Raw genomic sequence first — 24,624 nt, 5'->3', positions numbered from 1 at the left:
TCTGACTGTAACCGGGTTCATTCAATTGAATCCGGTTTTTTGTGCTGGTTATGGGCTTGATTTTGTCCTTTCAAACAAAGAGAGGGGAAGGATAAGTGATGCAAAATCATTCAGTGCAGCAAGCCAACATTTCCATTATGTCGAGTTTTTCAGGGAGTAAAAAAGTATATGTAGAGGGGGCTTCGCCGGATATTCAAGTGCCGATGAGAGAAATCGAACTCAGTCCGACGACAGGATCATTCGGCGAAGAGGAAAACGCGCCGGTTCGTGTCTATGATACAAGCGGACCGTATACGGACCCCGATGTAAAAATTAATATTCAAGAAGGTTTAAAACCGCTTCGCCACAAGTGGATCACTGGGCGCGGCGATGTTGAGGAATACGATGGACGTGCTGTGAAGCCAGAAGACAACGGCTATAAAAAGGCTAACCCTCATGTAAGCTATCCCGGATTAAAGCGGAAGCCGCTGCGGGCGAAAACGGGTCAAAATGTCACTCAAATGCATTATGCGAAAAAGGGGATGATTACCCCTGAAATGGAGTTTATCGCTATTCGTGAGCATGTGACTCCCGAATTTGTCAGAGAGGAAGTAGCCAGCGGCCGGGCGATTATTCCAGCAAATATTAATCATCCGGAAAGTGAACCAATGATTATCGGCCGAAATTTCCATGTGAAAATTAATGCGAATATCGGGAATTCAGCGGTTACATCTTCGATTGAAGAAGAAGTGGAAAAAATGACGTGGGCAATTCGCTGGGGAGCAGATACGATGATGGATCTTTCCACAGGGAAAGACATTCATACGACGCGTGAATGGATTATCCGAAATTGCCCGGTTCCTGTTGGCACCGTTCCGATCTATCAAGCGCTTGAAAAAGTAAACGGTGTAGCGGAGGATTTAACATGGGAAATTTACCGTGACACGCTGATTGAGCAGGCTGAACAGGGTGTGGATTATTTTACGATTCACGCGGGTGTTTTGCTGCGATATGTGCCGCTAACTGCTAAACGGACAACGGGAATTGTGTCACGCGGAGGAGCGATTATGGCACAGTGGTGTCTGGCTCATCATCAGGAAAGCTTTCTGTATACTCATTTTGAAGAAATCTGTGAAATTATGAAAACATATGATATTGCCTTTTCTCTTGGAGACGGGCTTCGCCCAGGGTCAATTGCCGATGCCAATGACGAAGCGCAGTTTGCTGAATTAGAGACGCTTGGAGAACTCACGCAAATTGCCTGGAAGCATGATGTTCAGGTGATGATTGAGGGGCCGGGTCATGTGCCGATGCATAAAATCAAGGAGAACGTCGATAAACAAATGGAAATCTGTAAAGAAGCGCCTTTTTACACGCTAGGACCGCTGACGACGGATATTGCACCGGGTTATGACCACATTACATCAGCGATCGGAGCGGCGATGATCGGCTGGTACGGTACGGCCATGCTTTGTTATGTGACGCCGAAGGAGCATCTGGGGCTGCCAAACCGTGAAGATGTGCGGGAAGGGGTTATTACATACAAAATTGCGGCGCATGCGGCTGACCTTGCAAAAGGGCATCCGGGAGCGCAAAAACGAGATGACGCTTTATCAAAAGCCCGCTTTGAATTCCGCTGGCGAGACCAATTTAACCTGTCGCTTGATCCGGAAAGAGCGCTTGAATATCATGATGAGACCCTGCCTGCTGAAGGGGCGAAAACGGCTCATTTCTGTTCGATGTGCGGGCCGAAATTTTGCAGCATGAGAATTTCTCAGGATATCCGTGATTATGCCAAAGACAAAGAGCTTAATGAGTGGGATGCCATTCAAGAGGGCATGAAAGAAAAAGCCGAGGAATTTGTGAATCAAGGGAGCAAACTTTATAAGTAACAGTATAGAAAGTCATTGACAGGCCGAATTGAATACGTTTAAATATAGCTAATATACATTTCCAACATTTGCTGATCGGATCACCGAAGGCTCTTATCTTTTGAGATAAGAGCCTTTTTTATTTTTAAAGGAGGGAGAAATGATGGGAACCAAAAAAGAGAAAGGGAGAAGACGCTTCAGAAAACGAAAAACATATGGCAATCAGATGCTGCCGCTGGCGCTTCTTATTGAAAAGAACAAGCGGGAGATAATGAATAGCGAGGAGTTAATGGAGAAAATTTATATGAAGATTGACGAGAAGCATACGGCAAACCGTAAATCTATGTAAAAAACCCGCTGAATAAGGGACTGACCCCATAAGATGAGACAAATAAAAAACACCTTCAAGTTTGAAAACGGATGATTGTTAGCCGAAATTAGACTTGGAGGTGTTTTTTCTATGGGGAGAAGAGTGAGTTATCCGGTTGAAGTGAAACAGAAGGCTGTAGAAATGAGATTGGCAGGCGTGCCTATGAAAGAGATCATGGAGAAATTAAAAATTAAGAATAAGACACAGATTAAGACGTGGGTTAGATGGCATAAGGCTGGGGATACACATAGATTCGAACAGCCTGTTGGAAAGCAATACACTTACGGAAAAGGGCCGGAGTATGCTTCCGATTTAGAGAAACTGCAGGCAGAGAATCGTTATCTGAGACAACAAAATGAAGTTCTAAAAAAGTACAACGAATTGGAAAGGAAGTTGATAGCGAAACGTCAGTCGAACTTGTAGAAGGATTGCGCAGCACAATGACCGTGCAGGATATCTGTATTCATTTAGGTATCTCTCGAGCGTCTTATTATCGTTGGAAGAAGAATCAGACGAAAGATCATCCCAAGCGCTATTTTGAAAAACAAATCGGCACGTTGTGCCGAGAGCACAAGTATCGATATGGATATCGGAAAATCACAGCCATACTAAAAAAGACAATGCGTATCAACCATAAAACGGTTCAGCGTATTATGCAGAAAAATCAATGGCAGTGCCGGGTTAAGGTGAAAAAGCGCAAGAAGAATGGGCAGCCATATGCCGTGGTCGATAATATGTTGGATCGGAATTTTCAGTCTGATCGCCCTCTTGAAAAACTAGTAACGGACATCACATATTTGCCTTATGGACAGAAACAATTGTATCTTTCCAGTATATTAGATTTATACAATGGAGAAGTGATTGCTTTTACGATTGGCGATAAGCAGGACACAGACTTTGTCTTAAACACACTTGATCAGCTGCCAACGCTGCCTGAGAACTGCGTGTTACATAGTGACCAAGGATCTGTGTATACATCTTACGAGTATCAAAAAGCTGTTAACACAAAAGGCATTACCATGAGCATGTCCCGCAAAGGGACGCCCGCTGATAATGCCTCCATCGAATCGTTTCATTCCTCACTAAAGTCTGAAACGTTCTATCTTAACAGCATTGATCGAACCACGACCGCCATCGTAGAACGCACTGTCAAAGAATACATTTATTATTATAACAACATTCGTATTCAAACGAAACTAAACAGCCAATCACCGATAAGCTATCGGCAATTGGCTGTATAAAAGGTGTTTTGATCCCTGTCTCAAAAACGGGGGTCAGTCCCTAAACAGCGGGTTTTTTTCTATGCTATTAAACTCCTTTTTTAATCGGCAAACCTAAGCCCTCTGCTACGCGTCTTCCGTATTCAGGATCAGCTTTATAAAAGTGCTCGATTTGGCGGAGTTTGATTTCTTCTTTTTCTACCGGTTTCATGGCATTTACGATATTTTCTACAAGGCGGGTGCGTTCCTCTTCGCTCATTAAACGGTAGAGATCGCCGGCTTGTGTGTAGTGATCATTGTGATCGTAGCTTACGCTGTCAGCCGTTCCTTGTACTGGATAAGCCGCTTGTTTATCCTCAGGTGACTCAGTCGGTCCGCCGAAGCTGTTTGGCTCGTAGTAGACGGAGCCGCCGCCGTTATTGTCAAAGCGCATTTGTCCGTCACGCTGATAGTTTCTTACTTCGTTGCGTGCGCGGTTGATCGGCAGGGCCTGGTGGTTTGCTCCCACACGGTAGCGATGCGCATCATGATACGCAAACAGACGCCCTTGAAGCATTTTATCCGGTGATACATCAATACCGGGGACCAGTGTTCCAGGTGAGAATGTTGCTTGTTCTACTTCTGCAAAGTAGTTTTCCGGATTTCTGTCAAGAACCATACGGCCGACTTCAATGAGCGGATAGTCTTTTTGAGACCATACTTTTGTGACATCAAACGGATCGAAGCGGTACGTATTTGCATCTTCTAAAGGCATGATTTGCACATATAATTTCCATGCAGGGAAATCGCCGTTTTCGATTGCATTGAACAGATCTTCAGTATGATAATCCGGGTTTTCACCGGCAATTTTTGCTGCTGTCTTCACATCAAGGTTCTTCACGCCTTGTTCTGTTTTAAAGTGATACTTGATCCATACGCCTTCGCCTTCGGCATTTGTCCATTTGAATGTATGGCTACCAAAACCGTGCATGTGGCGAAGTGTAGCAGGAATTCCGCGGTCAGACATCAGGATCGTCACTTGGTGTAGAGCTTCCGGTGAAAGTGACCAGAAATCCCATACAGCTGTAGGATTTTTCAAGTGTGTTTTTGGATCTCTTTTTTGTGTATGGATAAAATCAGGGAACTTAATCGCATCGCGGATGAAGAATACCGGCGTATTGTTGCCGACGATGTCATAGTTTCCTTCTTCTGTATAAAACTTAACAGCAAATCCGCGCGGGTCGCGTACGGTGTCAGCAGAGCCAAGTTCACCGGCAACTGTTGAGAAACGGATGAACAAAGGCGTGCGTTTGCCGACTTCTGATAAGAAAGCAGCTTTTGTATATTTTGTTACATCGTTCGTCACTTCAAAATAACCGTGTGCGCCTGCACCTTTGGCGTGAACGACACGCTCAGGAACACGTTCTCTGTTAAAATGGGCCAATTTTTCGAGTAAGTGTACATCTTGGATTAAAGTTGGTCCGCGAGAACCGGCAGTCATTGAATTTTGATTATCTCCAACTGGAGCTCCCCAGCTAGTTGTCAGTTTATTTGAACTCATGTCATCACCTCTTGGAATTGATAAGAACATAATATCATCTCTAAGTAAAAAGTCAATATTATTTTATAATTATTATAAAATAATCATTTGTATAATACGATAAAAACTATTAAAAAAAGCCGAAAACCTTTGGCAGAACAGTTTAATAGAGGTAATCGAGGGTTCATAGAAATAAGCGCTATTTGCGAATATGAAATATAAGTGATAAACATTCATCCAAAAAATGTTGAATAAAAAAGAGTTGACATATCGGAATAATTTGAATTAACATGATATTCAAACAAAAAAACAATTGGGCAGCTGATCGGACCGCCGAAGGCTCTCATCTCTACAAAAACAGAGATGGGGGCCTTTTTGTTTTTTAGAAGGCGGGGTTGGCGGAAGGAGAGGGTTAAAAGTGGCTGTGACCATCAACATCAAGGAAAAAGCATTTGCTCAAGAAGGCCGCCAAACTACGGTCTTGGAGAATATTCAATTATCAATTGCACCGGGTGAGTTTTTAACGATCATCGGACCGAGCGGATGCGGAAAAAGCACACTTTTAAAGATAATTGCAGGACTTGATTCTGATTATAGCGGGAGTGTCGAAATTAACGGACGCCATGTGACTGCACCAGGTATTCAGCAAGGATTTATTTTTCAGGAACACCGTCTTTTTCCTTGGCTGACGGTTGAGCAGAATATTGCCGCCGATTTGAATTTGAAAGATCAAAAAGTCAAACAGAAGGTAGATGAACTGATCGAGATTGTCAGATTAAAAGGATGTGAGAAAGCGTATCCGCGTGAGCTGTCGGGCGGTATGTCTCAAAGAGTGGCCATCGCACGAGCTCTTCTGCGGGAGCCGGAGGTGCTGCTTTTGGATGAACCGTTCGGTGCGTTAGACGCGTTTACTCGAAAACACCTTCAAGACGTGCTGCTGGATATATGGCGGAGGAAAAAAACAACGATGATACTCGTCACTCATGATATAGATGAATCTGTTTATTTAGGGAATGAGATTGCGATCCTAAAAGCCAAACCGGGAAAAATTCATAAGCTGATGCCAATTCATCTGGCTTATCCCCGAAACAGGACGACGCCTGATTTCCAAGCGATCAGACAGAAAGTGCTGTCGGAATTCGAAAAAACAGAAAACTTTGAGTATGCAGAAGGATCAGGGATATAGAAAGGGCTGAAGCAGAGATGAAAAAAGGAATCATTGTATTGGCATCTATTTTTTTTCTGCTGGCAGGGTGCGGAGCAAATGGAGCCAGCGGTGATAAAAAACCATTGAAAGAAATTCGGATCGGAATACAGCAAAGCTTAAGCCCGCTTTTAATTGCCAAGGAAAAAGGCTGGTTTGAAGAGGCTTTTGAAAAAGAAGGCATCAAGGTGAAATGGGTGGAGTTTCAAAGCGGGCCGCCACAATTTGAAGGGCTTGCAGCAGATAAACTTGACTTTTCTCAAGTCGGCAATTCACCAGTGATCGCTGGACAGGCGGCAGGCATTGATTTTAAAGAAATCGGCTTGTCTCAGGACGGATTAAAGGCGAACGGCATACTTGTGAATCCAGCCAGCGGGATTAAGGAGGTCAAAGATTTAAAAGGAAAGAAAATTGCTGTAGCGAAAGGCAGCAGCGGCTTTGACTTTTTGTATAAAGCGCTTGATCAATCAGGCTTGTCAGCTGATGACGTGACTGTTATTCAGCTGCAGCCTGATGAAGCGGCCTCTGCGTTTGAAAACGGTTCGGTTGACGCTTGGTCCATCTGGGAGCCGTACTTATCCTTAGAAACAATCAAACACGGAGCGAAACTTCTTGTGAACGGGGAAAGCACCGATTTATATTCACCAGGGTTTACATTAGTTAGAACAACATTCTCTAAGGAACATCCAGACGAAGTGGTCCGTTTTCTCAAGGTATTTAATCAGGCGGTTGTTTGGCAAAAGGAACATCCGGCTGAAGCGGCTGACTTGTATGCAAAAATAAAAGATCTCGATAAAAAGGTCGTTGAAAATGTGCTGAAAAATACGGAGCCTCTGAATGAGGTTATTAGTGAAGACATTATAAAAGCGCAGCAGGAGACAGCGGATTTTCAATTTAAAACAAAAGCGATAGATAAGAAAATTGATGTGAGAGAAGTTGTTGATAATTCATTTATCAAAAAAGCGTTAAAGGAAAAAGTCTCTGGAGGTGATCCATCATGAAAGCAGAGGCTGCAGGTTCACTGCCGAAAGCAAATGCTGAAGCGATACAAAGAAAGCCCCATAGAATCAAATACGGGTGGGCAAAGGGGCTTCTGCTGCCTGCTGTGATTATAGCCATCTGGCAGGTGATCGGCAGTCTTGGCATCGTGTCGGCGACAGTGCTCCCTACACCTGTTGCGATCTTGCTGACGTTTAAAGAGCTCATTTTGACAGGCGAGCTCTTTGGCCATCTGCAAATCAGTATATACCGGGCAGCGCTTGGTTTTGTACTTGGTGCGGGGCTTGGACTTTTGATCGGAATTTTGGCCGGATTTTCTAAACGGACGGAGTTGTATCTTGACCCATCATTGCAAATGCTCAGAACTGTTCCGCATCTGGCTGTCACGCCGCTGTTTATTTTATGGTTCGGTTTTGATGAAATATCTAAAATTTTGCTGATTGCGCTCGGCGCTTTCTTCCCTGTGTATATCAATACATTTAACGGCATTCGCGGAGTTGACGCTAAGCTATTCGAAGTTGCCCGGGTGCTTGAATTTAAATGGCACCAGCAGATGACAAAAGTGATTGTGCCGGCATCCCTGCCCAATATATTGCTCGGCATTCGCTTATCGCTGGGTATTGCATGGCTTGGGCTTGTTGTAGCGGAGCTGATGGGTTCAAGCTCAGGTGTCGGTTATATGATCATGGATGCCAGACAATTTTCACAAACAAATAAAGTGTTTGCGGGGATTATCATTTTTGCGGTGGTTGGAAAGCTGACGGATTCTTTTGTTAGGCTGCTTGAACGAAAGCTATTAAAGTGGAGAAACAGTTACGAGGGAAAATAGACGAAAAGGAGAGATTGATATGGACATTCTTTGGTTTATTCCGACGCATGGAGACGCAAGGTATTTAGGGTCAGAAAGTGATGGACGGACGGCGGATCATGAATACTTTAAACAAGTGGCGCAGGCCGCTGACAGGCTGGGGTATACAGGAGTCCTTCTGCCGACGGGAAGATCGTGCGAGGACCCTTGGCTCACAGCCTCGGCGTTAGCCGGAGAAACAAAAGACTTAAAGTTTTTAGTCGCGGTACGGCCTGGGTTAATGCAGCCTTCTCTTGCAGCCAGAATGACCTCTACCTTAGATCACATTTCAGATGGGCGGCTGCTGATTAATGTTGTGGCAGGCGGCGATCCGTACGAGCTAGCCGGGGACGGACTGTTTATCAGTCATGATGAGCGCTATGAAGCAACAGATGAATTTTTAACTGTTTGGCGTGGGCTTTTGCGCGGAGAAACGGTTACCTATGAAGGAAAACATATAAAAGTGGAAAACAGCAATCTGCTATTCCCGCCGCGGCAAGCACCGCACCCGCCTATCTATTTCGGCGGGTCCTCACAGGCTGGAATTGAAGTCGCGGCAAAGCATACAGATGTGTATTTAACGTGGGGTGAGCCGCCTGAACAGGTAAAAGAAAAGATTGAGAGAGTCAAAAAGCAAGCGGAAAAAGAGGGAAGAACAGTGCGCTTCGGCATTAGGCTGCATGTGATCGCCCGTGAAACAGAACATGAGGCGTGGGAAGCGGCTGAGCGTTTAATCAGCCATTTGGATGATGACACGATTGCCAAAGCACAGAACGCTTTGCACCGTGCTGATTCTTCGGGTCAAAAGCGGATGGCGGAGCTTCATCGAGGCGATCGGACAAAGCTTGAAATCAGCCCGAATCTGTGGGCGGGTATCGGCCTTGTCAGAGGAGGGGCAGGCACGGCTCTTGTCGGAGATCCGCAGACCATTGCCGACCGCATAGCGGAGTACCACGCTCTCGGCATTGAATCATTTATTTTTTCCGGCTATCCTCATTTAGAAGAAGCGTACTATTTTGCAGAGCTCGTCTTCCCGCTTTTGCCATTCGAAAATGAGCGGATAAGGAAACTTCAGAAAAAAAGAGGAGAAGCCGTCGGCAACACTTATTTTGTCAAAGAGAATCATGCGTCAGTTTAAGTGAAAACACAGCCGCCGAACATGGTATGATAATCAAAAAAGGGGGCTGTTTTTTCTGAGAATACTTATAAGTGCCGTTACTCTGATGTTCATGCTGTCCGCATGCGGAAATACAAAGCACATGGAAATCAAAGAGGCAGATGTTTCAGATATTGAAAAAAACAGAATGAAGATTGCGGCTTCGCATTCCTTCGCTGCTGAAGTGACTAATATCAACGAAAGCATTTCTGGGGCTGACATGTACATTGAACATTACCAAAACGGAAAGCTTGTTGAAACGATAGGTCGGGTAACTGCTGATTACACGGAAGAAAATCCCGCTACATTACAATTTGTTTATTTTGAGAATGAGGAAAGTCAGAAAAAAATGAGCACCGTTCACTTTGGCATTGTTGATGAACAAGGGACCAGCACGGCTGCTTCATCGTTTCAGCGTGACGTCAGCGCTGCACAGGAAATGACTCAAAATATATCATCAGCGGAGCCAATTTCTTTTGGGAAACCGATATTGATCGGCAGCAGCATAAAGGATTCTAACGGTACAATGAAAACCTCTGAAAACAAAAATGAACTGATTCAACATAAAGATGCTCTGCTTTATTATGTTGAATTGCACAAATAGAATGGACGGCTTCGGCCGTCTGTTTTACCGAGCGGTGTGCTTGCATTTTAGAATACATCGTGATACATTTTAAATCGTAAATATTACGATTTAAAGGAGGCTTTTTTTTGGCTAAGAAATCAAAAGTGGCAAAAGAATTAAAACGCCAGAAGCTTGTTGAACAATATGATGCTATCAGACAAGAGTTAAAGGCAAAAGGAGATTACGAAGCACTCAGCAAGCTGCCGAGAGATTCAGCACCGGGAAGGCTCCATAACCGCTGTATGGTAACGGGCCGCCCGAGAGGATATATAAGAAAATTTAAAATGTCCAGAATTGCATTTAGGGAGCTGGCGCATAAAGGCCAAATTCCGGGTGTGAAAAAAGCAAGCTGGTAAGAAAAAACTCCGGACGATTACACCGCGCCGGAGTTTTTTTCATTTTTCTTGAAGGAAATGACGTAGGATAGGTGCTGGATGATCATGATGATAAACACGATAATAATAGGGAAAAAGGGAATGTGTGACTGAAACAGCGGATAAAAAATGAGCAGGACAGCGGCGGCAGGCAGTGAAAAGTAGACGGCGATATATGACGAACGGCAGGCTTTTGCCGTCATCATCTGCTCTCTTTCATCCTGTTCCTCAAATTCATCTGGCAGCAGGAGATGTTTTGACGCAGGTCGGCTTTTCTTTTGTAAATAGATATAAACTGCAGCTGCCGCAATAAAAAGAATAAACGGGGTAATGTTTATATCAAACATCATCTGGCCGTTCCTTGTGCTGAAAAAGGCTCCAATGCCTTCCGAAGCTTCAAAGTATGAAATCAGTGTCCAGCATGCAAGGCCGAACAAAACGAGGTGAAATGCTGCTTTTGTTTTCATGCCCATATTAGTCTTCCTCCTCTAGCCAAAAGACATCCTCCATTTTCAAGGAGAAGGCTTTGCAGATTTTTAATGCTAATAACAGTGAGGGAACATAGTCTCCTTTTTCAATTGCTGCGACCGTTTGTCTCGTGACGCCGACCGTTTCTCCGAGTTTTTCCTGAGAATAGCTGAAGCGCGCTCTGAGCTCTTTCACTTTGTTTTTCATCATGACGTCTGCCACCTTCACATTCTCACTTTCTTCCATTGTATAGTTTATTTAACATTATGTAAATGGAACTTAACAACATTACGAAAATAAAAATTTCTTTCGACAAATTTTTTATATTCTCTTGACGAAAAATTAATAAACGTGTAACATAATAAAAGTCAAAGCGGTGCTGACACCGACAATAACAAATGCGGGTGTAGTTTAGTGGTAAAACCTCAGCCTTCCAAGCTGATGTCGTGAGTTCGATTCTCATCACCCGCTCCATACATACGTTATTAACGCAGTGTTTCGTTTCTCAGATAAACGAAGTATTGCGTTTTTTTATGTGAAAAAGAACACGAATCTCGTGTTCTTTTACGTAAGCCAATGTACTGTATGGCCGCCGCCGTGAATTTGTTCAAACATTTTCGTTAATGATGTTAATAGGTTAACGGCGTTTTCTTTTTTAATCGATGGCGGGAAAAAGATGATTTGCAGCATGCTTTTTGTATCTGCTGTGACGGGTTTTTGATTGGCTTTGTTTTTGAAATCGCCGAATACCCCGTCTTCATCAGAATAAATCAGTATGTTATCTTTTTCTCCTACTGAAATCCGGACAGGCTCCCGAAGCTTGCCGGCATCATAGATCATAATGGGGAGAGAATATTTTAACGCGAAAAAATGTATGGTATCATGGGCTGAATCCTCGCTTTCCATGAATTGTTCTTTGGATATCGGGATCAGCATGTCCTCCATTGGGGTTGTTTCTCCCTCAAATGAAGGGTTAAGCTGTTTAAAAAGTTCCTGCCATTCCTTGGCGAAGGATTCATCAGATATTCCGCCGTCCGCATAGTCGAAAAACAGGGATTCTTGAAATAGGCGAAGCCTGCCTTTCAGCATTTGCGGAGAGGAACTGACTTCGATATTCTTATAAATCACAGCCGCCGCTTGTAAGCCGACCGCACGTTCAGTAATAACAGAATCAAGTTTGATATTCACAAGCATTCACTCCAGTTACAGGATATCAACCTATTATAAACCCTGTATTGTTTTATCACAAAGAAAGGAGGCTGTGCAAAACATGAACGTTTATCAGCTCAAAGAAGAATTAATTGAATACGCGAAAAGCATTGGCGTGGACAAGATCGGTTTTACGACCGCTGATACATTTGACAGTTTAAAAGACCGTTTGATTCTTCAGGAGTCACTCGGATATCTTTCCGGTTTTGAAGAGCCTGATATTGAAAAAAGAGTGACGCCGACGCTGCTTTTGCCGAAAGCGAAATCAATCGTGGCCATTGCACTTGCTTATCCTTCGAGAATGAAGGATGCGCCAAGAAGCACGCGAACTGAGCGCAGAGGCATTTTTTGCAGAGCCTCCTGGGGAAAGGACTATCATGACGTCCTGCGGGAAAAGCTCGATCTTCTGGAGGATTTTCTGAGAAGCAAGCATGAGGATATCAGGACAAAATCAATGGTCGATACGGGTGAATTGTCTGATCGGGCAGTGGCGGAACGGGCCGGAATTGGGTTCAGCGCCAAAAACTGTATGATTACAACGCCAGAGTACGGGTCTTATGTGTATTTGGCGGAAATGATTACAAATATACCTTTCGAGCCGGATGTGCCGATTGAGGATATGTGCGGATCATGCACCAAATGTTTAGATGCTTGCCCGACGGGAGCGCTTGTGAACCCTGGGCAGCTTAACGCTCAGCGCTGTATATCTTTTCTGACCCAGACAAAAGGATTTTTGCCGGATGAATTCCGCACGAAAATCGGAAACCGCCTGTATGGATGCGATACGTGCCAAACGGTATGTCCAATTAATAAAGGGAAGGATTTTCATCTGCATCCAGAGATGGAACCGGACCCCGAGATTGCAAAACCGTTATTGAAGCCGCTTTTAACCATCAGCAACCGTGAATTTAAAGAGAAATTCGGACATGTTTCAGGCTCGTGGCGCGGAAAAAAACCGATTCAGCGGAATGCGATTTTGGCGCTTGCCCACTTTAAAGACACCTCCGCACTGCCTGAACTGACGGAGCTTATGCATAAAGACCCGCGCCCGGTAATCAGGGGAACGGCTGCCTGGGCTATCGGGAAAATCGGAGACAACATATACGCGGAGGAGCTTGAAAAAGCACTGGAAAAAGAAAATGATGAAGAGGCAAAGCAGGAAATTGAAAAAGGAATCGAATTGCTAAAAGCCGGCATGACTAAATAAGTCTTGTCCTGACATACGTATAGAGCAGAAGGAAAAAACACTTGAGATGAAGCCAAGTGTTTTTTCTCTATAAAAAGTATGTCGGGTGGGGTGAGCTTGAAGCACATATTAGAACAACTAGCGGAGGAGCGTCTCAGCTATCTGGTCAACGGGCATGATCTGAGACAGGAGCCTCAAGTCGGAGACCTGGAAGTCATGGAACGAAAGAAAAAGCTTCTGGAAAAACGTAAGATTGAGATGATAAAAGCGAAAGCAAAAGCTGTCATTGACTATGTGCAGGTTGAGGATGACGGAACCGCCTGCATCAGGTATATCATACACTTCGAATATCTATACAAGGAGCAGGATGACAGCCTGTATATGGAAGAGCAGATAGAAGAAAGAGTCGCTTTTGTTTATGATCAAATTCTGATTAAGGATCAGGAAGTGATAAAAAAACCGGCGGGGTTTAGTGAAGGCCAAAGCATTATTGACTATTCACAGGAAGAAAGGGAAGCGTTTGGCCGAGCTTTTCAATATGATCGGCTCGGAGCGGTACAATATGCCGAAAAATATTGGAACAAGCGTAATCCGGCTTATAAAAATTTCAGCGATAATTGCACGAATTTTATTTCTCAGTGTCTTCATGCAGGAGGAGCGCCAATGCGCGGTCACCCGAACAGAGGATCTGGCTGGTGGATGAACCAAAGCTCGTGGAGCTATAGCTGGACGGTGGCGCACTCGATGAAAATGTATTTGACGAATTCCAAGGCCGGCCTTCGGGCGGTTCGGGTGAAATCAGCGGAAGAGCTGGTGCCGGGTGATGTGATTTGCTATGATTTTGAGGGAGACGGCCGGTTTAATCACACAACGATTGTGGTGGCGAAGGACAAAGGCAATATGCCGCTTGTCAACGCCCAGTCCTATGACAGCCGGATGAGGTATTGGTCATACGAGGATTCAACTGCATACACACCGTCTATCCGATATGCCTTTTTTCATATCGTTGATGATACGACAAAAGAGTAATTAATGATATAATGATGGGCGGATAAGAAAAATAGAGGTGAACACAGTGGCATTACATGTCGTTTTATATCAACCAGAAATTCCTGCTAATACAGGGAATATCGCACGTACTTGCGCAGCAACAGATACAACGCTCCACCTGATTCGTCCGCTCGGCTTTTCAACTGATGATAAAATGCTGAAGCGCGCCGGACTTGATTATTGGGAGTTTGTAAACGTGGTGTATCATGACTCGTTAGAAGAATTGTTTGAGGCATATAAAAAAGGGCAGTTTTTCTTTATCACGAAATTCGGCCAAAAGCCGCATACATCTTTTGACTACACGGATATTGACGAGGATTATTTCTTTGTGTTCGGAAGAGAAACAAGCGGTTTACCAAAGGAATTAATTCAAAATAATATGGACCGATGCCTGCGTCTTCCGATGACAGAGCATGTCAGATCGCTAAATCTGTCCAATACCGCAGCGATTCTTGTGTATGAGGCGCTGCATCAGCAAAATTACCGAGATTTAAAATAGTGAAAAACCCGCTCATGTGTGGGACTGACCCCCGTTTTTGAGACAGGGATCAAAACACCTTTTATACAGCCAATTGCCGATAGCTTATCGGTGATTGGCTGTTTAGTTTCGTTTGAATACGAATGTTGTTATAATAATAAATGTATTCTTTGACAGTGCGTTCTACGATGGCGGTCGTGGTTCGATCAATGCTGTTAAGATAGAACGTTTCAGACTTTAGTGAGGAATGAAACGATTCGATGGAGGCATTATCAGCGGGCGTCCCTTTGCGGGACATGCTCATGGTAATGCCTTTTGTGTTAACAGCTTTTTGATACTCGTAAGATGTATACACAGATCCTTGGTCACTATGTAACACGCAGTTCTCAGGCAGCGTTGGCAGCTGATCAAGTGTGTTTAAGACAAAGTCTGTGTCCTGCTTATCGCCAATCGTAAAAGCAATCACTTCTCCATTGTATAAATCTAATATACTGGAAAGATACAATTGTTTCTGTCCATAAGGCAAATATGTGATGTCCGTTACTAGTTTTTCAAGAGGGCGATCAGACTGAAAATTCCGATCCAACATATTATCGACCACGGCATATGGCTGCCCATTCTTCTTGCGCTTTTTCACCTTAACCCGGCACTGCCATTGATTTTTCTGCATAATACGCTGAACCGTTTTATGGTTGATACGCATTGTCTTTTTTAGTATGGCTGTGATTTTCCGATATCCATATCGATACTTGTGCTCTCGGCACAACGTGCCGATTTGTTTTTCAAAATAGCGCTTGGGATGATCTTTCGTCTGATTCTTCTTCCAACGATAATAAGACGCTCGAGAGATACCTAAATGAATACAGATATCCTGCACGGTCATTGTGCTGCGCAATCCTTCTACAAGTTCGACTGACGTTTCGCTATCAACTTCCTTTCCAATTCGTTGTACTTTTTTAGAACTTCATTTTGTTGTCTCAGATAACGATTCTCTGCCTGCAGTTTCTCTAAATCGGAAGCATACTCCGGCCCTTTTCCGTAAGTGTATTGCTTTCCAACAGGCTGTTCGAATCTATGTGTATCCCCAGCCTTATGCCATCTAACCCACGTCTTAATCTGTGTCTTATTCTTAATTTTTAATTTCTCCATGATCTCTTTCATAGGCACGCCTGCCAATCTCATTTCTACAGCCTTCTGTTTCACTTCAACCGGATAACTCACTCTTCTCCCCATAGAAAAAACACCTCCAAGTCTAATTTCGGCTAACAATCATCCGTTTTCAAACTTGAAGGTGTTTTTTATTTGTCTCATCTTATGGGGTCAGTCCCGTGTATGGGCGGGTTTTTTGTGTGATGGAACTTTATTCTGGGCTTAACAACGTAACAGTGTTATGTTACAATGTATCCATCAAAGGAGCTGGACTTATGGAAGATCAATTAATCTCTAAAAAAGAATTGCTTGAAGCAACATCCATCTCATACGGTCAGTTGTATCGATGGAAACGAAAAAATTTAATCCCCGAGGAGTGGTTTATACGTAAATCCACATTTACAGGACAAGAGACGTTTTTTCCTAGAGAGGATATTTTAAAGCGCATTTCAATCATTCAAAAGATGAAAGAAAATTTGTCTTTGGATGAGATGCGGGAGATGCTGTCACCGAAAATGAAGGATGTGAGCATGACAGCTGATGAATTGCTGACGAAAGGTTTGATATCAAAGCCGGCTCTCCATGTCTTTTCAGAAGGCGGAGCAGACACGGTGTTTTCTTCTCGGGATCTGTTGTCGCTGTATGTGCTTGAAGGGCTTTTACAATCCGGAAATGTCAGCTTGGAAGAAGCGAAAATGGCTGCTGAGGTATTGAGGAAGTATGATACAGCGGAGATCAAGAAGCAGACGGAACTGATCATTTTACGCAAGCTGGGTGTAACGACTTGTTTTATAGCGGCTGCCGCGGACAGCATCCTTTTTGAGTCGTCCGTCAAGATTGTCGAAAGAGTGGATTTAGCAAATGCTTCAGAGGAACTAAAGACAAAATATATGCAGGAGGACCATCAATGGAAATAATGGATAATCTGGTGATAAACGGTACGGGGAGTTCGAAAGGCGGAAAATTTCAATCTGTTGAGATTAATGGCAGCGGAACCGTGGCCGGAGACGTGGAGTGTGACTCTTTTTCATTTAACGGGACCGGCAAAACGGATGGCAGCGTCAAGGCAAAAACAGTAACGATCAGCGGTTCAGGGAAAATTCATGGGGATGTTGAAGCAGAATCCATCCGCATGAATGGAACAGGCTTTATTCAAGGTGAGACCGCCGCTAAACAATTGAAGGTTGCGGGATCGTCAACATTTGGCGGAACAGTCAAGGCTGATGACATTGTGATCTCCGGAAAGGCGGTCATGGAAGCTGATTGTGAAACGGAAACATTTCAGACCGAAGGGAAATGCAAAGTCAGCGGCCTTTTAAATGCTGATCAGGTGAATATCAAGCTTTCTTCCGGAGAGAGTTATGTGCGGGAAATCGGCTGCCGCCATCTTCAAGTGACGGGCAGAAAAGGGATGCTGACATTGCTGAAGCTGATGCCGACCCCTGTGTTAACGGCTGAACTGATCGAGGGGGACGTGATTGAGCTGACAAATACGAACGCCAAGACTGTGCGGGGAAATACAGTGAAAATCGGTCCGAACTGCCGGATTGAGACCGTGGAATACAGCGGCGATTATACTTGTGATCCGAACGCTTCGGTAGGCACGTACACAAGAATGTAAGGAGGATCATATGGAAACGGTAAAATTAGGGAATTTAAAATTATATGGTGCCGGGCACGCTGCGGGAGGCGCCTATCACCATGTCAGCATCAAAGGTGAAGGTACGGTTGGAGAAGGATTGTCCGCTGCAGACTGCCGCATATACGGCACAGGCCGTTTTCTCGGGAACGCGGAGACTGAACGGCTGAAAGTATTCGGAGAAAGCGAGTTTGGAGGCGATTTGACTGCGGGCAAAATCAGCATATATGGGACGATGCAAGTCAGAGGCGCTCTTCATGTTGGCCGATTGAAGCTGAAGGGTCTGACTGAGATCGGCGGCAATATGGCAGGGGATTCGTGCGAAGCAAAAGGAAAGCTCAGCGTGAAAGGCGATTGTGAAACCGAATCGTTCCATATCACTGGCTGTGTGGACGTAACCGGTTTGTTGAATGCAGGCGAGATTGATATCCGATTAAGTCATGATGCCAGCCGGGTCCGGGAAATAGGCGGAACGTCCATTACAGTAAAAAAACGTGCGCGCTTTTTTACGCGAAAAAAAGCGAAACTAACTGCGGAGCTGATTGAAGGAGATAAAATCTATTTGGAAAATACCGAGGCGGCGGTTGTCAGAGGGAAAGAAGTCGTTATCGGCCCAGGCTGTAAAATCGGCACAGTTGAGTTTGAAAACAAATGCGAATGCGATCAGCATTCAAAGATGATGAAAAGAATTAAGTTGTAGAACATTGTTCTGTTACAAAGGAAAAGGGTGCTCTCAGGAGGGAGCACCCTTTTCTTTTTATTCTTTTCCCGGCTTGCTATCGTACCCTGAGGTAAAAATTGATACTAAAAAAGTGACAATGACTCCCATCATGATGATTGTTTTCACCGTCTCTCCCCCTCTTCAATTTTTCCTGCTGTCCGAGTCTGGATGTTTCTGTATTTTCTTTATTATGAACGCACCAGTCTGCCTTGTCAACGCTGTATAAGGTATCTTTATTTTTAAGAAACCAAAGCATGTATCACGAGCTGACGGCATAGATTGTATCAAAGTACCTTTTTTTGCACAGCGCATCAAACACGATAGAGGAGGTCCTTATGGATATATTAAAGAAAATTGAAAAGTACAGAGAGGAAGAGCAGCGTCTGAAATGGGAAGGAACATTCGCTGATTATTTGGAGATTATTAAAGAAAATCCAATGGTCGCGCAATCTGCTCATTCTCGTGTTTTTAATATGATAAAAGACAGCGGGATAGAGGAGATTGACGGACGGAAGAAGTACAGCTTTTTTGACCGCGAGCTGTTCGGGCTTGAAGAATCCCTCGAGCGCCTTGTGGAAGAATATTTTCATCCGGCAGCGAAAAGGCTTGATGTCAGAAAGCGGATTCTGCTTTTAATGGGCCCTGTGAGCGGCGGCAAATCAACGCTGGTCACGATGCTCAAAAAAGGTCTTGAAGCGTACACGCTGACGGATAATGGTGCTGTATACGCGATTAAAGGCTGCCCGATGCACGAGGACCCCCTTCATTTAATCCCTCATCATTTGCGGGAGGATTTTTACAGAGAATACGGCATTAGAATAGAAGGAAGTCTTTCACCATTAAATGTGATGAGGCTGGAGGAAGAGTACGGAGGGCGTATTGAAGATGTGAGGGTGGAGCGGATCTTCTTTTCTGAGGATAAGCGTACGGGAATCGGCACCTTCAGCCCGTCTGACCCGAAATCTCAGGATATTGCCGATTTGACGGGAAGTATTGATTTTTCAACCATTGCCGAGTACGGTTCTGAATCTGATCCGCGCGCCTATCGGTTTGACGGAGAGCTGAACAAGGCGAACCGAGGCATGATGGAGTTTCAGGAGATGCTGAAATGTGATGAGAAGTTTCTCTGGCATTTGCTCTCACTGACACAGGAAGGGAATTTTAAAGCCGGGCGATTTGCGTTAATTTCCGCTGATGAGCTGATCGTAGCTCACACGAATGAAACGGAGTATCGCTCATTTATTTCTAATAAGAAAAACGAAGCCCTGCACTCCAGAATTATTGTGATGCCTGTTCCTTATAATTTAAAAGTGTCTGAGGAAGAAAGAATTTATGAAAAAATGATCGCAGAAAGTGATGTATCAGATGTTCATATTGCTCCTCACACCCTTAAGGTCGCCGCGATGTTTTCAATCCTTACGCGATTAAAAGAGCCGAAGCGGTCTGATATTGATCTGGTGAAGAAAATGAGACTGTATGACGGAGAAAGTGTGGAAGGCTTTAATTCAGTAGACGTTGAGGACATGAAGAAAGAATATAATGATGAGGGGATGAGCGGAATTGACCCGCGCTACGTAATCAACCGCATTTCTTCAACCATTATCAGAAAAAATATGGAGTCGATCAATTCCCTTGATGTTCTCCGTTCTTTAAAAGAAGGACTTGATCAGCATCCGTCTATTTCAAACGAGGATCGGGAGCGGTACTTGAATTTTATTTCCGCAGCACGTAAGGAATATGATGATATTGCGAAGAAGGAAGTCCAAAAAGCGTTTGTATATTCATATGAAGAATCAGCCAAAACGCTCATGGATAATTATCTCGACAACGTAGAGGCTTATTGCAATAAAAATAAGCTGCGTGATCCTTTGACAGGGGAAGAAATGAACCCGGACGAAAAGCTGATGAGATCGATCGAAGAACAGATCGGCATTTCCGAAAACGCGAAAAAAGCGTTCCGCGAAGAAATCTTAATCCGCATCTCCGCTTATGCGAGAAAAGGAAAGCGGTTTGACTACAATTCCCACGAAAGACTGCGTGAAGCCATTCAGAAAAAATTGTTTGCTGATTTAAAGGATGTCGTTAAAATTACGACCTCAACAAAAACGCCTGATGAGCAGCAGCTGAAGAAAGTAAATGAAGTCGTGGCCCGTTTAATTGATGAGCACGGCTACAACTCAACGAGTGCCAATGAGCTGCTGAAATACGTCGGCAGCCTGCTGAACCGATAAGCAAGTGACCCGTCCGAACAGGGCGGGTTGTTTTGTACCATTTTCTAAATAGTTTGTCAATTAACTGTACTTATGCGCATATGATGAATATAAATCTTTTCGAAAGACTTGTTTCATAATCTGGCACAAGCCGGAATAGGTATGTATCACGACCACAAATGGTTAAGGAGGGGAATTCATGTCCCAAAATGACAGCGGCCATTTTTTGATTTCTGAGGAAAACTGGTCCCTCCATCGCAAAGGCTTCGATGACCAGCAGCGCCACCAAAAAAAAGTACAGGAAGCCATAAAAAACAATCTCCCGGATCTCGTCACCGAGGAAAGCATTATTATGTCTAACGGCAAGGATGTAGTGAAAATTCCAATCCGATCATTGGATGAGTATAAAATCCGCTATAACTACGATAAAAATAAACATGTAGGGCAAGGGGACGGCGACAGCCAGGTTGGAGATGTGGTAGCCCGGGACGGATCAGACAAAAAGCAGGGGCCGGGTAAAGGCCAGGGAGCCGGAGATCAGGCAGGCGAAGATTATTATGAAGCAGAAGTTTCACTAATGGATTTAGAAGAAGCGCTCTTCAAAGAATTAGAGCTTCCGAATCTTCAGCAAAAAGAAAGAGATAATATCATCCACACGGATATTGAGTTTAACGATATCCGTAAAACAGGGTTAACCGGTAATATTGATAAGAAAAGAACAATGATGTCGGCTTTTAAACGCAACGCGATGACAGGGAAGCCGTCTTTCTATCCGATTTATCCGGAGGACTTAAAATATAAAACATGGAATGATGTCACGAAGCCTGAGTCAAAAGCTGTCGTGTTAGCAATGATGGATACGAGCGGCAGTATGGGCGTGTGGGAAAAGTACATGGCGAGAAGCTTCTTTTTCTGGATGACCCGCTTTTTACGGACGAAATATGAAACAGTTGAAATTGAATTTATTGCCCATCATACAGAAGCAAAAGTTGTGTCTGAGGAAGATTTCTTTTCAAAGGGAGAAAGCGGCGGAACAATCTGTTCTTCCGTATATCGAAAGTCGCTAGAGCTGATCGATGAAAAATACAGCCCCGCCCGTTATAATATTTACCCTTTTCATTTCTCCGACGGCGACAATCTCACATCTGATAATGCCCGGTGCGTGAAATTGGTGAATGATATTATGAAGAAAGCGAATTTGTTCTGTTATGGAGAGGTCAATCAATACAATAGACACTCGACGTTAATGTCGGCTTATAAAAATGTGAAAGACGAGAAATTCAAATACTATATTTTAAAGCAGAAGTCAGACGTTTTTCAGGCGCTGAAGAACTTTTTTAGAAATGAAGAACCTGTCATCAGCCATCAATTATCCTAGTGAAGAGCCCATTTCAGGGCTTTTTTTTATTTAAAAAAAGTAAGAAAGCGATTACGAAAAAAATAAGAAGAAAAAAGGAATTTTTCCTTTGACAAATCTTCTTTCATTTATTAATATTTTATCTTGTGAACTATTATTGAGGAATGAGGTGAAAAGGAGTTGACTGAATCAGAACGTGCTTTGCTCACTTTTGAACAGCTCTTCGATACGTCTCGGTCTATCTATAAAAAACAGAAGAAGATATTGGAGATTGTGCTTGAGCCTTTTGATATTACAGTCCTTCAATATTTACTGATGTTTAAAATTCATCAAAGCGGAAGCACGCCGCTCAGCAAGCTGGCCATGTCTCTTGATCTTAAGCCTGCTTCTGTGACCCGGATGACCGATATCCTATATAACCGGCAATTGATGAATCGATATGACAGTCCGGATGACCGCCGTATCGTCATGATTCAGTTAACCGAAGAGGGGGAAGAACTTTTACAGAAAGCCGCTGTGCAATACGCAAAAATGGGCGCGAGCCTGTATCAGAAGCTTGACACGTCTCAGCTTCAATATTTGCGTAAGCTTGCCGGAAGTTTATCAAAGCTCGCTGAAGGCTGTGCAGAAAAAAGCGGTAATTGAAAACTTCCCACATATTTTCACCAGCTTTCCACAAAATGATAGAGGAAGAAACGAAAGGAGAAAAACAAAATGAACAGAGGACGTTTAATTCTGACCAACATTATCGGTTTGATTGTTGTTCTTGCAATTATAGGCGGAGGTGCTTACTACTATTATCAAAGCACAAACTACGTAAAAACAGATGAAGCTAAAGTAGCCGGCGATATGGCAGCTATCTCAGCTCCAGCAGCAGGTAAAGTATCCGACTGGGATCTTGAAGAAGGAAAAACAGTGAAAAAAGGCGACACAGTTGCAAAAATCAAAGGTGAACAAACTGTTGATGTAAAATCCATCATGGATGGAACAATTGTGAAAAATGAAGTGAAAAACGGACAAACCGTACAGGCTGGTACAACAATTGCGCAAACGATTGACATGGACAACCTGTACATCACAGCAAATATTAAAGAAACAGATATTGCGGATATTGAAGTAGGAAATAGTGTAGACGTAGTCGTTGACGGAGATCCTGATACAACTTTTGACGGTACTGTAGAAGAAATTGGCTATGCGACGAACTCAACTTTTGATATGCTTCCATCTACAAATTCAAGCGGAAACTACACAAAAGTAACGCAAAAAGTTCCTGTTAAAATTTCAATTAAAAACCCATCTGATAAGGTGCTTCCAGGTATGAATGCATCTGTTAAGATTTCTGAGTAAAACAGATCAGTCATCAAACCATGAAAGGAGGTTGTCTTAGATGGCTACAGGCAAAGAAAAAAATACAAAAAGCCCTATGACATTGCTGATTGTGCTAATGGCGGGTTTATTTTTGGCAATACTAAACCAAACATTGCTTAACGTCGCAATGCCGCACTTAATGACTGAATTTGGCGTAAGTGCAACGACGATTCAGTGGCTGACAACAGGTTACATGCTTGTTAACGGCGTATTGATTCCGTTATCTGCCTTCCTGATTACACGTTTTGGCCAACGGAGTCTCTTTCTCGTCGCCATGTTCTGTTTTACGCTCGGTACGTTAGTCTGCGGTATCGCACCTAACTTCTCTGTAATGCTGATCGGCCGTTTGATTCAGGCCGTAGGCGGAGGTATCTTGCAGCCGCTTGTTATGACAACCATTCTGTTAATCTTCCCGCCTGAAAGCAGGGGGAAAGGAATGGGGATTTTCGGACTTGCGATGATGTTTGCTCCAGCGGTCGGCCCGACTCTTTCCGGGTGGATTATTGAGCATTACACATGGCGCATCATGTTTTACGGACTTGTGCCGATCGGCGCAATTGTTATCATTGTGGCTTTCTTCATCTTTAAGAATTTGGTGGAGCCGCAAAAAATCAAACTCGACACTCTTGGAGCGATCCTCTCAATTGTCGGTTTCGCATCCTTATTATACGGAGTCAGTGAAGCGGGTTCTGACGGCTGGACCGACCCGATTGTCCTGTCTACAGTTATAATCGGCGTCATTGCAATTGTTGCTTTTGTTGTTCAGCAATTGCGCCATGATGATCCGATGCTTGATTTCAGAGTGTTTAAATACGACATTTTCTCACTCTCAAGTGTTATTAATATCATTATTACAGTGGCACTTTACACTGGTATGTTCCTGTTACCGATCTATCTGCAAAACCTGGTCGGATTTACGGCGCTTCAATCCGGTTTGCTTCTGCTTCCGGGTGCGATCGTGATGCTGATCATGTCGCCGATCTCAGGTATTTTGTTTGATAAATTCGGTCCGAGACCGCTTGCGATTATCGGTCTGGTCGTGACAGTGGTGACAACATTCCAATATACGCAATTGACCATCGATACACCGTATACACACATTATGCTTGTATACTCAATTCGCGCATTCGGTATGTCACTCTTAATGATGCCTGTCATGACAGCCGGGATGAACCAGCTTCCTGCCCGTCTGAACAGTCACGGAACGGCGATGAGCAACACGCTCCGCCAAATCAGCGGATCAATTGGAACAAGCTTAATTACGACGATTTATACAAACCGCACGACATTCCATTATTCACAAATTGCAGATAAAACAAGCACGGCGGACCCGAACTTCCTCCACGCGTTCCAAAATGCAGTTTCGAATATAATGGTGAATTTGAATGTGCCTTATGAAACAGCGAAAACGTATGTTTACTCACATATTTATAAACACGCGACACTCGATTCAAACGTCATGGGGATTAATGACGCCTTTATGTGGGCGACATTATTCTGTGTGGCAGGTGTGATTCTCAGTCTTTTCCTGCGTGATGTCAGAAAAGATAAATTGCGTGCGGAGAAAAAGAAAAAAGAGGAGCTTTCATTGCTTCCGGCTCCAAAAGAAGTTAAGGAATCTTAAA

The 24,624-nt window shown here is 43.8% G+C and carries 24 protein-coding genes, 1 tRNA gene and 1 pseudogene; 21 read left to right on the top strand and 5 right to left on the bottom strand.

What is annotated here, in order from left to right:
• Positions 1–98: 98 nt before the first annotated feature.
• The 3 genes from thiC to M1D69_RS16350 all read left to right on the top strand — a co-directional run bounded on the left by thiC (position 99) and on the right by M1D69_RS16350 (position 3,461).
• Positions 99–1,871: a phosphomethylpyrimidine synthase ThiC gene (gene thiC / locus M1D69_RS16360; protein ID WP_458106128.1), complete on the top strand. Its 1,773-nt coding sequence runs from the start codon at positions 99–101 to the stop codon at positions 1,869–1,871.
• 142 nt (positions 1,872–2,013) lie between these two features.
• Positions 2,014–2,199, top strand: coding sequence for an FbpB family small basic protein (locus M1D69_RS16355; protein ID WP_458106129.1), 186 nt, complete (start codon positions 2,014–2,016; stop codon positions 2,197–2,199).
• A gap of 111 nt (positions 2,200–2,310) precedes the next feature.
• A protein-coding gene (locus tag M1D69_RS16350; protein ID WP_439024324.1) for an IS3 family transposase occupies positions 2,311–3,461 on the top strand; the annotation gives its coding sequence in 2 pieces (ribosomal slippage) (positions 2,311–2,584 and positions 2,584–3,461; 1,152 coding nt in all).
• Positions 3,462–3,528: 67 nt separating this feature from the next.
• Here M1D69_RS16350 and katA read toward each other — a convergent pair.
• Entirely contained in the window at positions 3,529–4,980 is a 1,452-nt protein-coding gene (gene katA, locus M1D69_RS16345; protein ID WP_458105494.1) for a catalase KatA, read from the bottom strand.
• 397 nt (positions 4,981–5,377) lie between these two features.
• On the opposite strand from katA, the gene M1D69_RS16340 reads away from it, so the two are divergent.
• The 6 genes from M1D69_RS16340 to rpsN all read left to right on the top strand — a co-directional run bounded on the left by M1D69_RS16340 (position 5,378) and on the right by rpsN (position 10,146).
• Positions 5,378–6,145 carry an ABC transporter ATP-binding protein gene (locus tag M1D69_RS16340; RefSeq protein WP_458105495.1) on the top strand — a complete coding sequence of 256 codons (768 nt, stop codon included), beginning with the start codon at positions 5,378–5,380 and terminating at the stop codon, positions 6,143–6,145.
• Positions 6,146–6,162: 17 nt separating this feature from the next.
• Positions 6,163–7,164: an aliphatic sulfonate ABC transporter substrate-binding protein gene (locus M1D69_RS16335; RefSeq protein ID WP_458105496.1), complete on the top strand. Its 1,002-nt coding sequence runs from the start codon at positions 6,163–6,165 to the stop codon at positions 7,162–7,164.
• Positions 7,158–7,991 (top strand): ABC transporter permease, encoded by an 834-nt coding sequence (locus tag M1D69_RS16330; protein ID WP_081638258.1) that lies wholly within the window; start codon positions 7,158–7,160, stop codon positions 7,989–7,991. Before M1D69_RS16335 ends, M1D69_RS16330 begins: the two co-directional genes overlap by 7 nt.
• A 19-nt stretch (positions 7,992–8,010) precedes the next feature.
• Complete coding sequence (gene ssuD, locus M1D69_RS16325) at positions 8,011–9,147, top strand: FMNH2-dependent alkanesulfonate monooxygenase (protein ID WP_458105497.1); 1,137 nt, start codon at positions 8,011–8,013, stop codon at positions 9,145–9,147.
• Positions 9,148–9,238: 91 nt separating this feature from the next.
• The gene (locus tag M1D69_RS16320; protein ID WP_458106130.1) at positions 9,239–9,769 is read left to right on the top strand and encodes a hypothetical protein; all 531 of its coding nucleotides are present in this window, start codon (positions 9,239–9,241) and stop codon (positions 9,767–9,769) included.
• Between the two features lie 107 nt (positions 9,770–9,876).
• Positions 9,877–10,146, top strand: coding sequence for a 30S ribosomal protein S14 (gene rpsN, locus M1D69_RS16315; protein ID WP_193660293.1), 270 nt, complete (start codon positions 9,877–9,879; stop codon positions 10,144–10,146).
• A 17-nt stretch (positions 10,147–10,163) separates the two neighbouring features.
• On the opposite strand, the gene M1D69_RS16310 is transcribed toward rpsN, so the two are convergent.
• Positions 10,164–10,637 carry a hypothetical protein gene (locus tag M1D69_RS16310; protein ID WP_458105498.1) on the bottom strand — a complete coding sequence of 158 codons (474 nt, stop codon included), beginning with the start codon at positions 10,635–10,637 and terminating at the stop codon, positions 10,164–10,166.
• Between the two features lies 1 nt (position 10,638).
• Positions 10,639–10,839 (bottom strand): helix-turn-helix transcriptional regulator, encoded by a 201-nt coding sequence (locus M1D69_RS16305; protein ID WP_458106131.1) that lies wholly within the window; start codon positions 10,837–10,839, stop codon positions 10,639–10,641.
• Between the two features lie 193 nt (positions 10,840–11,032).
• Here M1D69_RS16305 and M1D69_RS16300 point away from each other — a divergent pair.
• Positions 11,033–11,106, top strand: a tRNA-Gly gene (locus M1D69_RS16300).
• A gap of 90 nt (positions 11,107–11,196) precedes the next feature.
• Here the strand turns inward: M1D69_RS16300 and M1D69_RS16295 are convergent.
• The gene (locus M1D69_RS16295) at positions 11,197–11,820 is read right to left on the bottom strand and encodes a hypothetical protein (RefSeq protein ID WP_458105499.1); all 624 of its coding nucleotides are present in this window, start codon (positions 11,818–11,820) and stop codon (positions 11,197–11,199) included.
• An 82-nt stretch (positions 11,821–11,902) separates the two neighbouring features.
• Here M1D69_RS16295 and queG point away from each other — a divergent pair, with 82 nt between their 5' ends.
• The 3 genes from queG to trmL all read left to right on the top strand — a co-directional run bounded on the left by queG (position 11,903) and on the right by trmL (position 14,576).
• Positions 11,903–13,048: a tRNA epoxyqueuosine(34) reductase QueG gene (queG, locus tag M1D69_RS16290; protein ID WP_458105500.1), complete on the top strand. Its 1,146-nt coding sequence runs from the start codon at positions 11,903–11,905 to the stop codon at positions 13,046–13,048.
• 78 nt (positions 13,049–13,126) lie between these two features.
• Positions 13,127–14,056: an amidase domain-containing protein gene (locus M1D69_RS16285; RefSeq protein ID WP_101863735.1), complete on the top strand. Its 930-nt coding sequence runs from the start codon at positions 13,127–13,129 to the stop codon at positions 14,054–14,056.
• Positions 14,057–14,093: 37 nt separating this feature from the next.
• Entirely contained in the window at positions 14,094–14,576 is a 483-nt protein-coding gene (trmL, locus tag M1D69_RS16280; RefSeq protein WP_458105501.1) for a tRNA (uridine(34)/cytosine(34)/5-carboxymethylaminomethyluridine(34)-2'-O)-methyltransferase TrmL, read from the top strand.
• A 61-nt stretch (positions 14,577–14,637) separates the two neighbouring features.
• Here the strand turns inward: trmL and M1D69_RS16275 are convergent.
• Positions 14,638–15,788, bottom strand: a protein-coding gene (locus M1D69_RS16275) for an IS3 family transposase (protein ID WP_439024324.1) whose coding sequence is annotated in 2 segments (ribosomal slippage) — positions 14,638–15,515 and positions 15,515–15,788 — 1,152 coding nt in all. Because the reading frame shifts where the segments join, the coding sequence is not laid out codon by codon here.
• A gap of 191 nt (positions 15,789–15,979) precedes the next feature.
• Here M1D69_RS16275 and M1D69_RS16270 point away from each other — a divergent pair.
• From M1D69_RS16270 to M1D69_RS16235, 8 genes and pseudogenes are all read left to right on the top strand, one after another.
• Positions 15,980–16,621 (top strand): YhbD family protein, encoded by a 642-nt coding sequence (locus M1D69_RS16270; RefSeq protein WP_458105502.1) that lies wholly within the window; start codon positions 15,980–15,982, stop codon positions 16,619–16,621.
• Positions 16,612–17,325 (top strand): bactofilin family protein, encoded by a 714-nt coding sequence (locus tag M1D69_RS16265; RefSeq protein ID WP_458105503.1) that lies wholly within the window; start codon positions 16,612–16,614, stop codon positions 17,323–17,325. The genes M1D69_RS16270 and M1D69_RS16265 overlap by 10 nt, the downstream gene beginning before the upstream one ends.
• A gap of 10 nt (positions 17,326–17,335) precedes the next feature.
• Entirely contained in the window at positions 17,336–18,043 is a 708-nt protein-coding gene (locus M1D69_RS16260; RefSeq protein ID WP_458105504.1) for a hypothetical protein, read from the top strand.
• Between the two features lie 356 nt (positions 18,044–18,399).
• The gene (gene prkA, locus M1D69_RS16255) at positions 18,400–20,295 is read left to right on the top strand and encodes a serine/threonine protein kinase PrkA (RefSeq protein ID WP_024120689.1); all 1,896 of its coding nucleotides are present in this window, start codon (positions 18,400–18,402) and stop codon (positions 20,293–20,295) included.
• Positions 20,296–20,473: 178 nt separating this feature from the next.
• Complete coding sequence (gene yhbH, locus M1D69_RS16250; RefSeq protein WP_458105505.1) at positions 20,474–21,652, top strand: sporulation protein YhbH; 1,179 nt, start codon at positions 20,474–20,476, stop codon at positions 21,650–21,652.
• 159 nt (positions 21,653–21,811) lie between these two features.
• The gene (locus M1D69_RS16245) at positions 21,812–22,276 is read left to right on the top strand and encodes a MarR family transcriptional regulator (protein WP_044156656.1); all 465 of its coding nucleotides are present in this window, start codon (positions 21,812–21,814) and stop codon (positions 22,274–22,276) included.
• A 35-nt stretch (positions 22,277–22,311) separates the two neighbouring features.
• Positions 22,312–22,978, top strand: a pseudogene (locus M1D69_RS16240) (HlyD family efflux transporter periplasmic adaptor subunit).
• Between the two features lie 40 nt (positions 22,979–23,018).
• Entirely contained in the window at positions 23,019–24,623 is a 1,605-nt protein-coding gene (locus tag M1D69_RS16235) for a DHA2 family efflux MFS transporter permease subunit (protein ID WP_458105506.1), read from the top strand.
• Position 24,624: the final 1 nt, after the last annotated feature.

Source organism: Bacillus sp. PK3-037, assembly GCF_054161355.1.
Note: the sequence above shows the minus strand (reverse complement) of the source record. Positions and strands in the feature narration are given on the sequence as shown.

Coding starts and splice junctions, on each gene's coding strand:
- thiC (WP_458106128.1), top strand. CDS start 99: ATGCAAAATCATTCAGTGCAGCAAGCCAACATTTCCATTATGTCGAGT.
- M1D69_RS16355 (WP_458106129.1), top strand. CDS start 2,014: ATGGGAACCAAAAAAGAGAAAGGGAGAAGACGCTTCAGAAAACGAAAA.
- katA (WP_458105494.1), bottom strand. CDS start 4,980: ATGAGTTCAAATAAACTGACAACTAGCTGGGGAGCTCCAGTTGGAGAT.
- M1D69_RS16335 (WP_458105496.1), top strand. CDS start 6,163: ATGAAAAAAGGAATCATTGTATTGGCATCTATTTTTTTTCTGCTGGCA.
- ssuD (WP_458105497.1), top strand. CDS start 8,011: ATGGACATTCTTTGGTTTATTCCGACGCATGGAGACGCAAGGTATTTA.
- M1D69_RS16320 (WP_458106130.1), top strand. CDS start 9,239: ATGCTGTCCGCATGCGGAAATACAAAGCACATGGAAATCAAAGAGGCA.
- M1D69_RS16310 (WP_458105498.1), bottom strand. CDS start 10,637: ATGGGCATGAAAACAAAAGCAGCATTTCACCTCGTTTTGTTCGGCCTT.
- M1D69_RS16305 (WP_458106131.1), bottom strand. CDS start 10,839: ATGAAAAACAAAGTGAAAGAGCTCAGAGCGCGCTTCAGCTATTCTCAG.
- queG (WP_458105500.1), top strand. CDS start 11,903: ATGAACGTTTATCAGCTCAAAGAAGAATTAATTGAATACGCGAAAAGC.
- M1D69_RS16285 (WP_101863735.1), top strand. CDS start 13,127: ATGTCGGGTGGGGTGAGCTTGAAGCACATATTAGAACAACTAGCGGAG.
- M1D69_RS16270 (WP_458105502.1), top strand. CDS start 15,980: ATGGAAGATCAATTAATCTCTAAAAAAGAATTGCTTGAAGCAACATCC.
- M1D69_RS16265 (WP_458105503.1), top strand. CDS start 16,612: ATGGAAATAATGGATAATCTGGTGATAAACGGTACGGGGAGTTCGAAA.
- M1D69_RS16260 (WP_458105504.1), top strand. CDS start 17,336: ATGGAAACGGTAAAATTAGGGAATTTAAAATTATATGGTGCCGGGCAC.
- prkA (WP_024120689.1), top strand. CDS start 18,400: ATGGATATATTAAAGAAAATTGAAAAGTACAGAGAGGAAGAGCAGCGT.
- yhbH (WP_458105505.1), top strand. CDS start 20,474: ATGTCCCAAAATGACAGCGGCCATTTTTTGATTTCTGAGGAAAACTGG.
- M1D69_RS16235 (WP_458105506.1), top strand. CDS start 23,019: ATGGCTACAGGCAAAGAAAAAAATACAAAAAGCCCTATGACATTGCTG.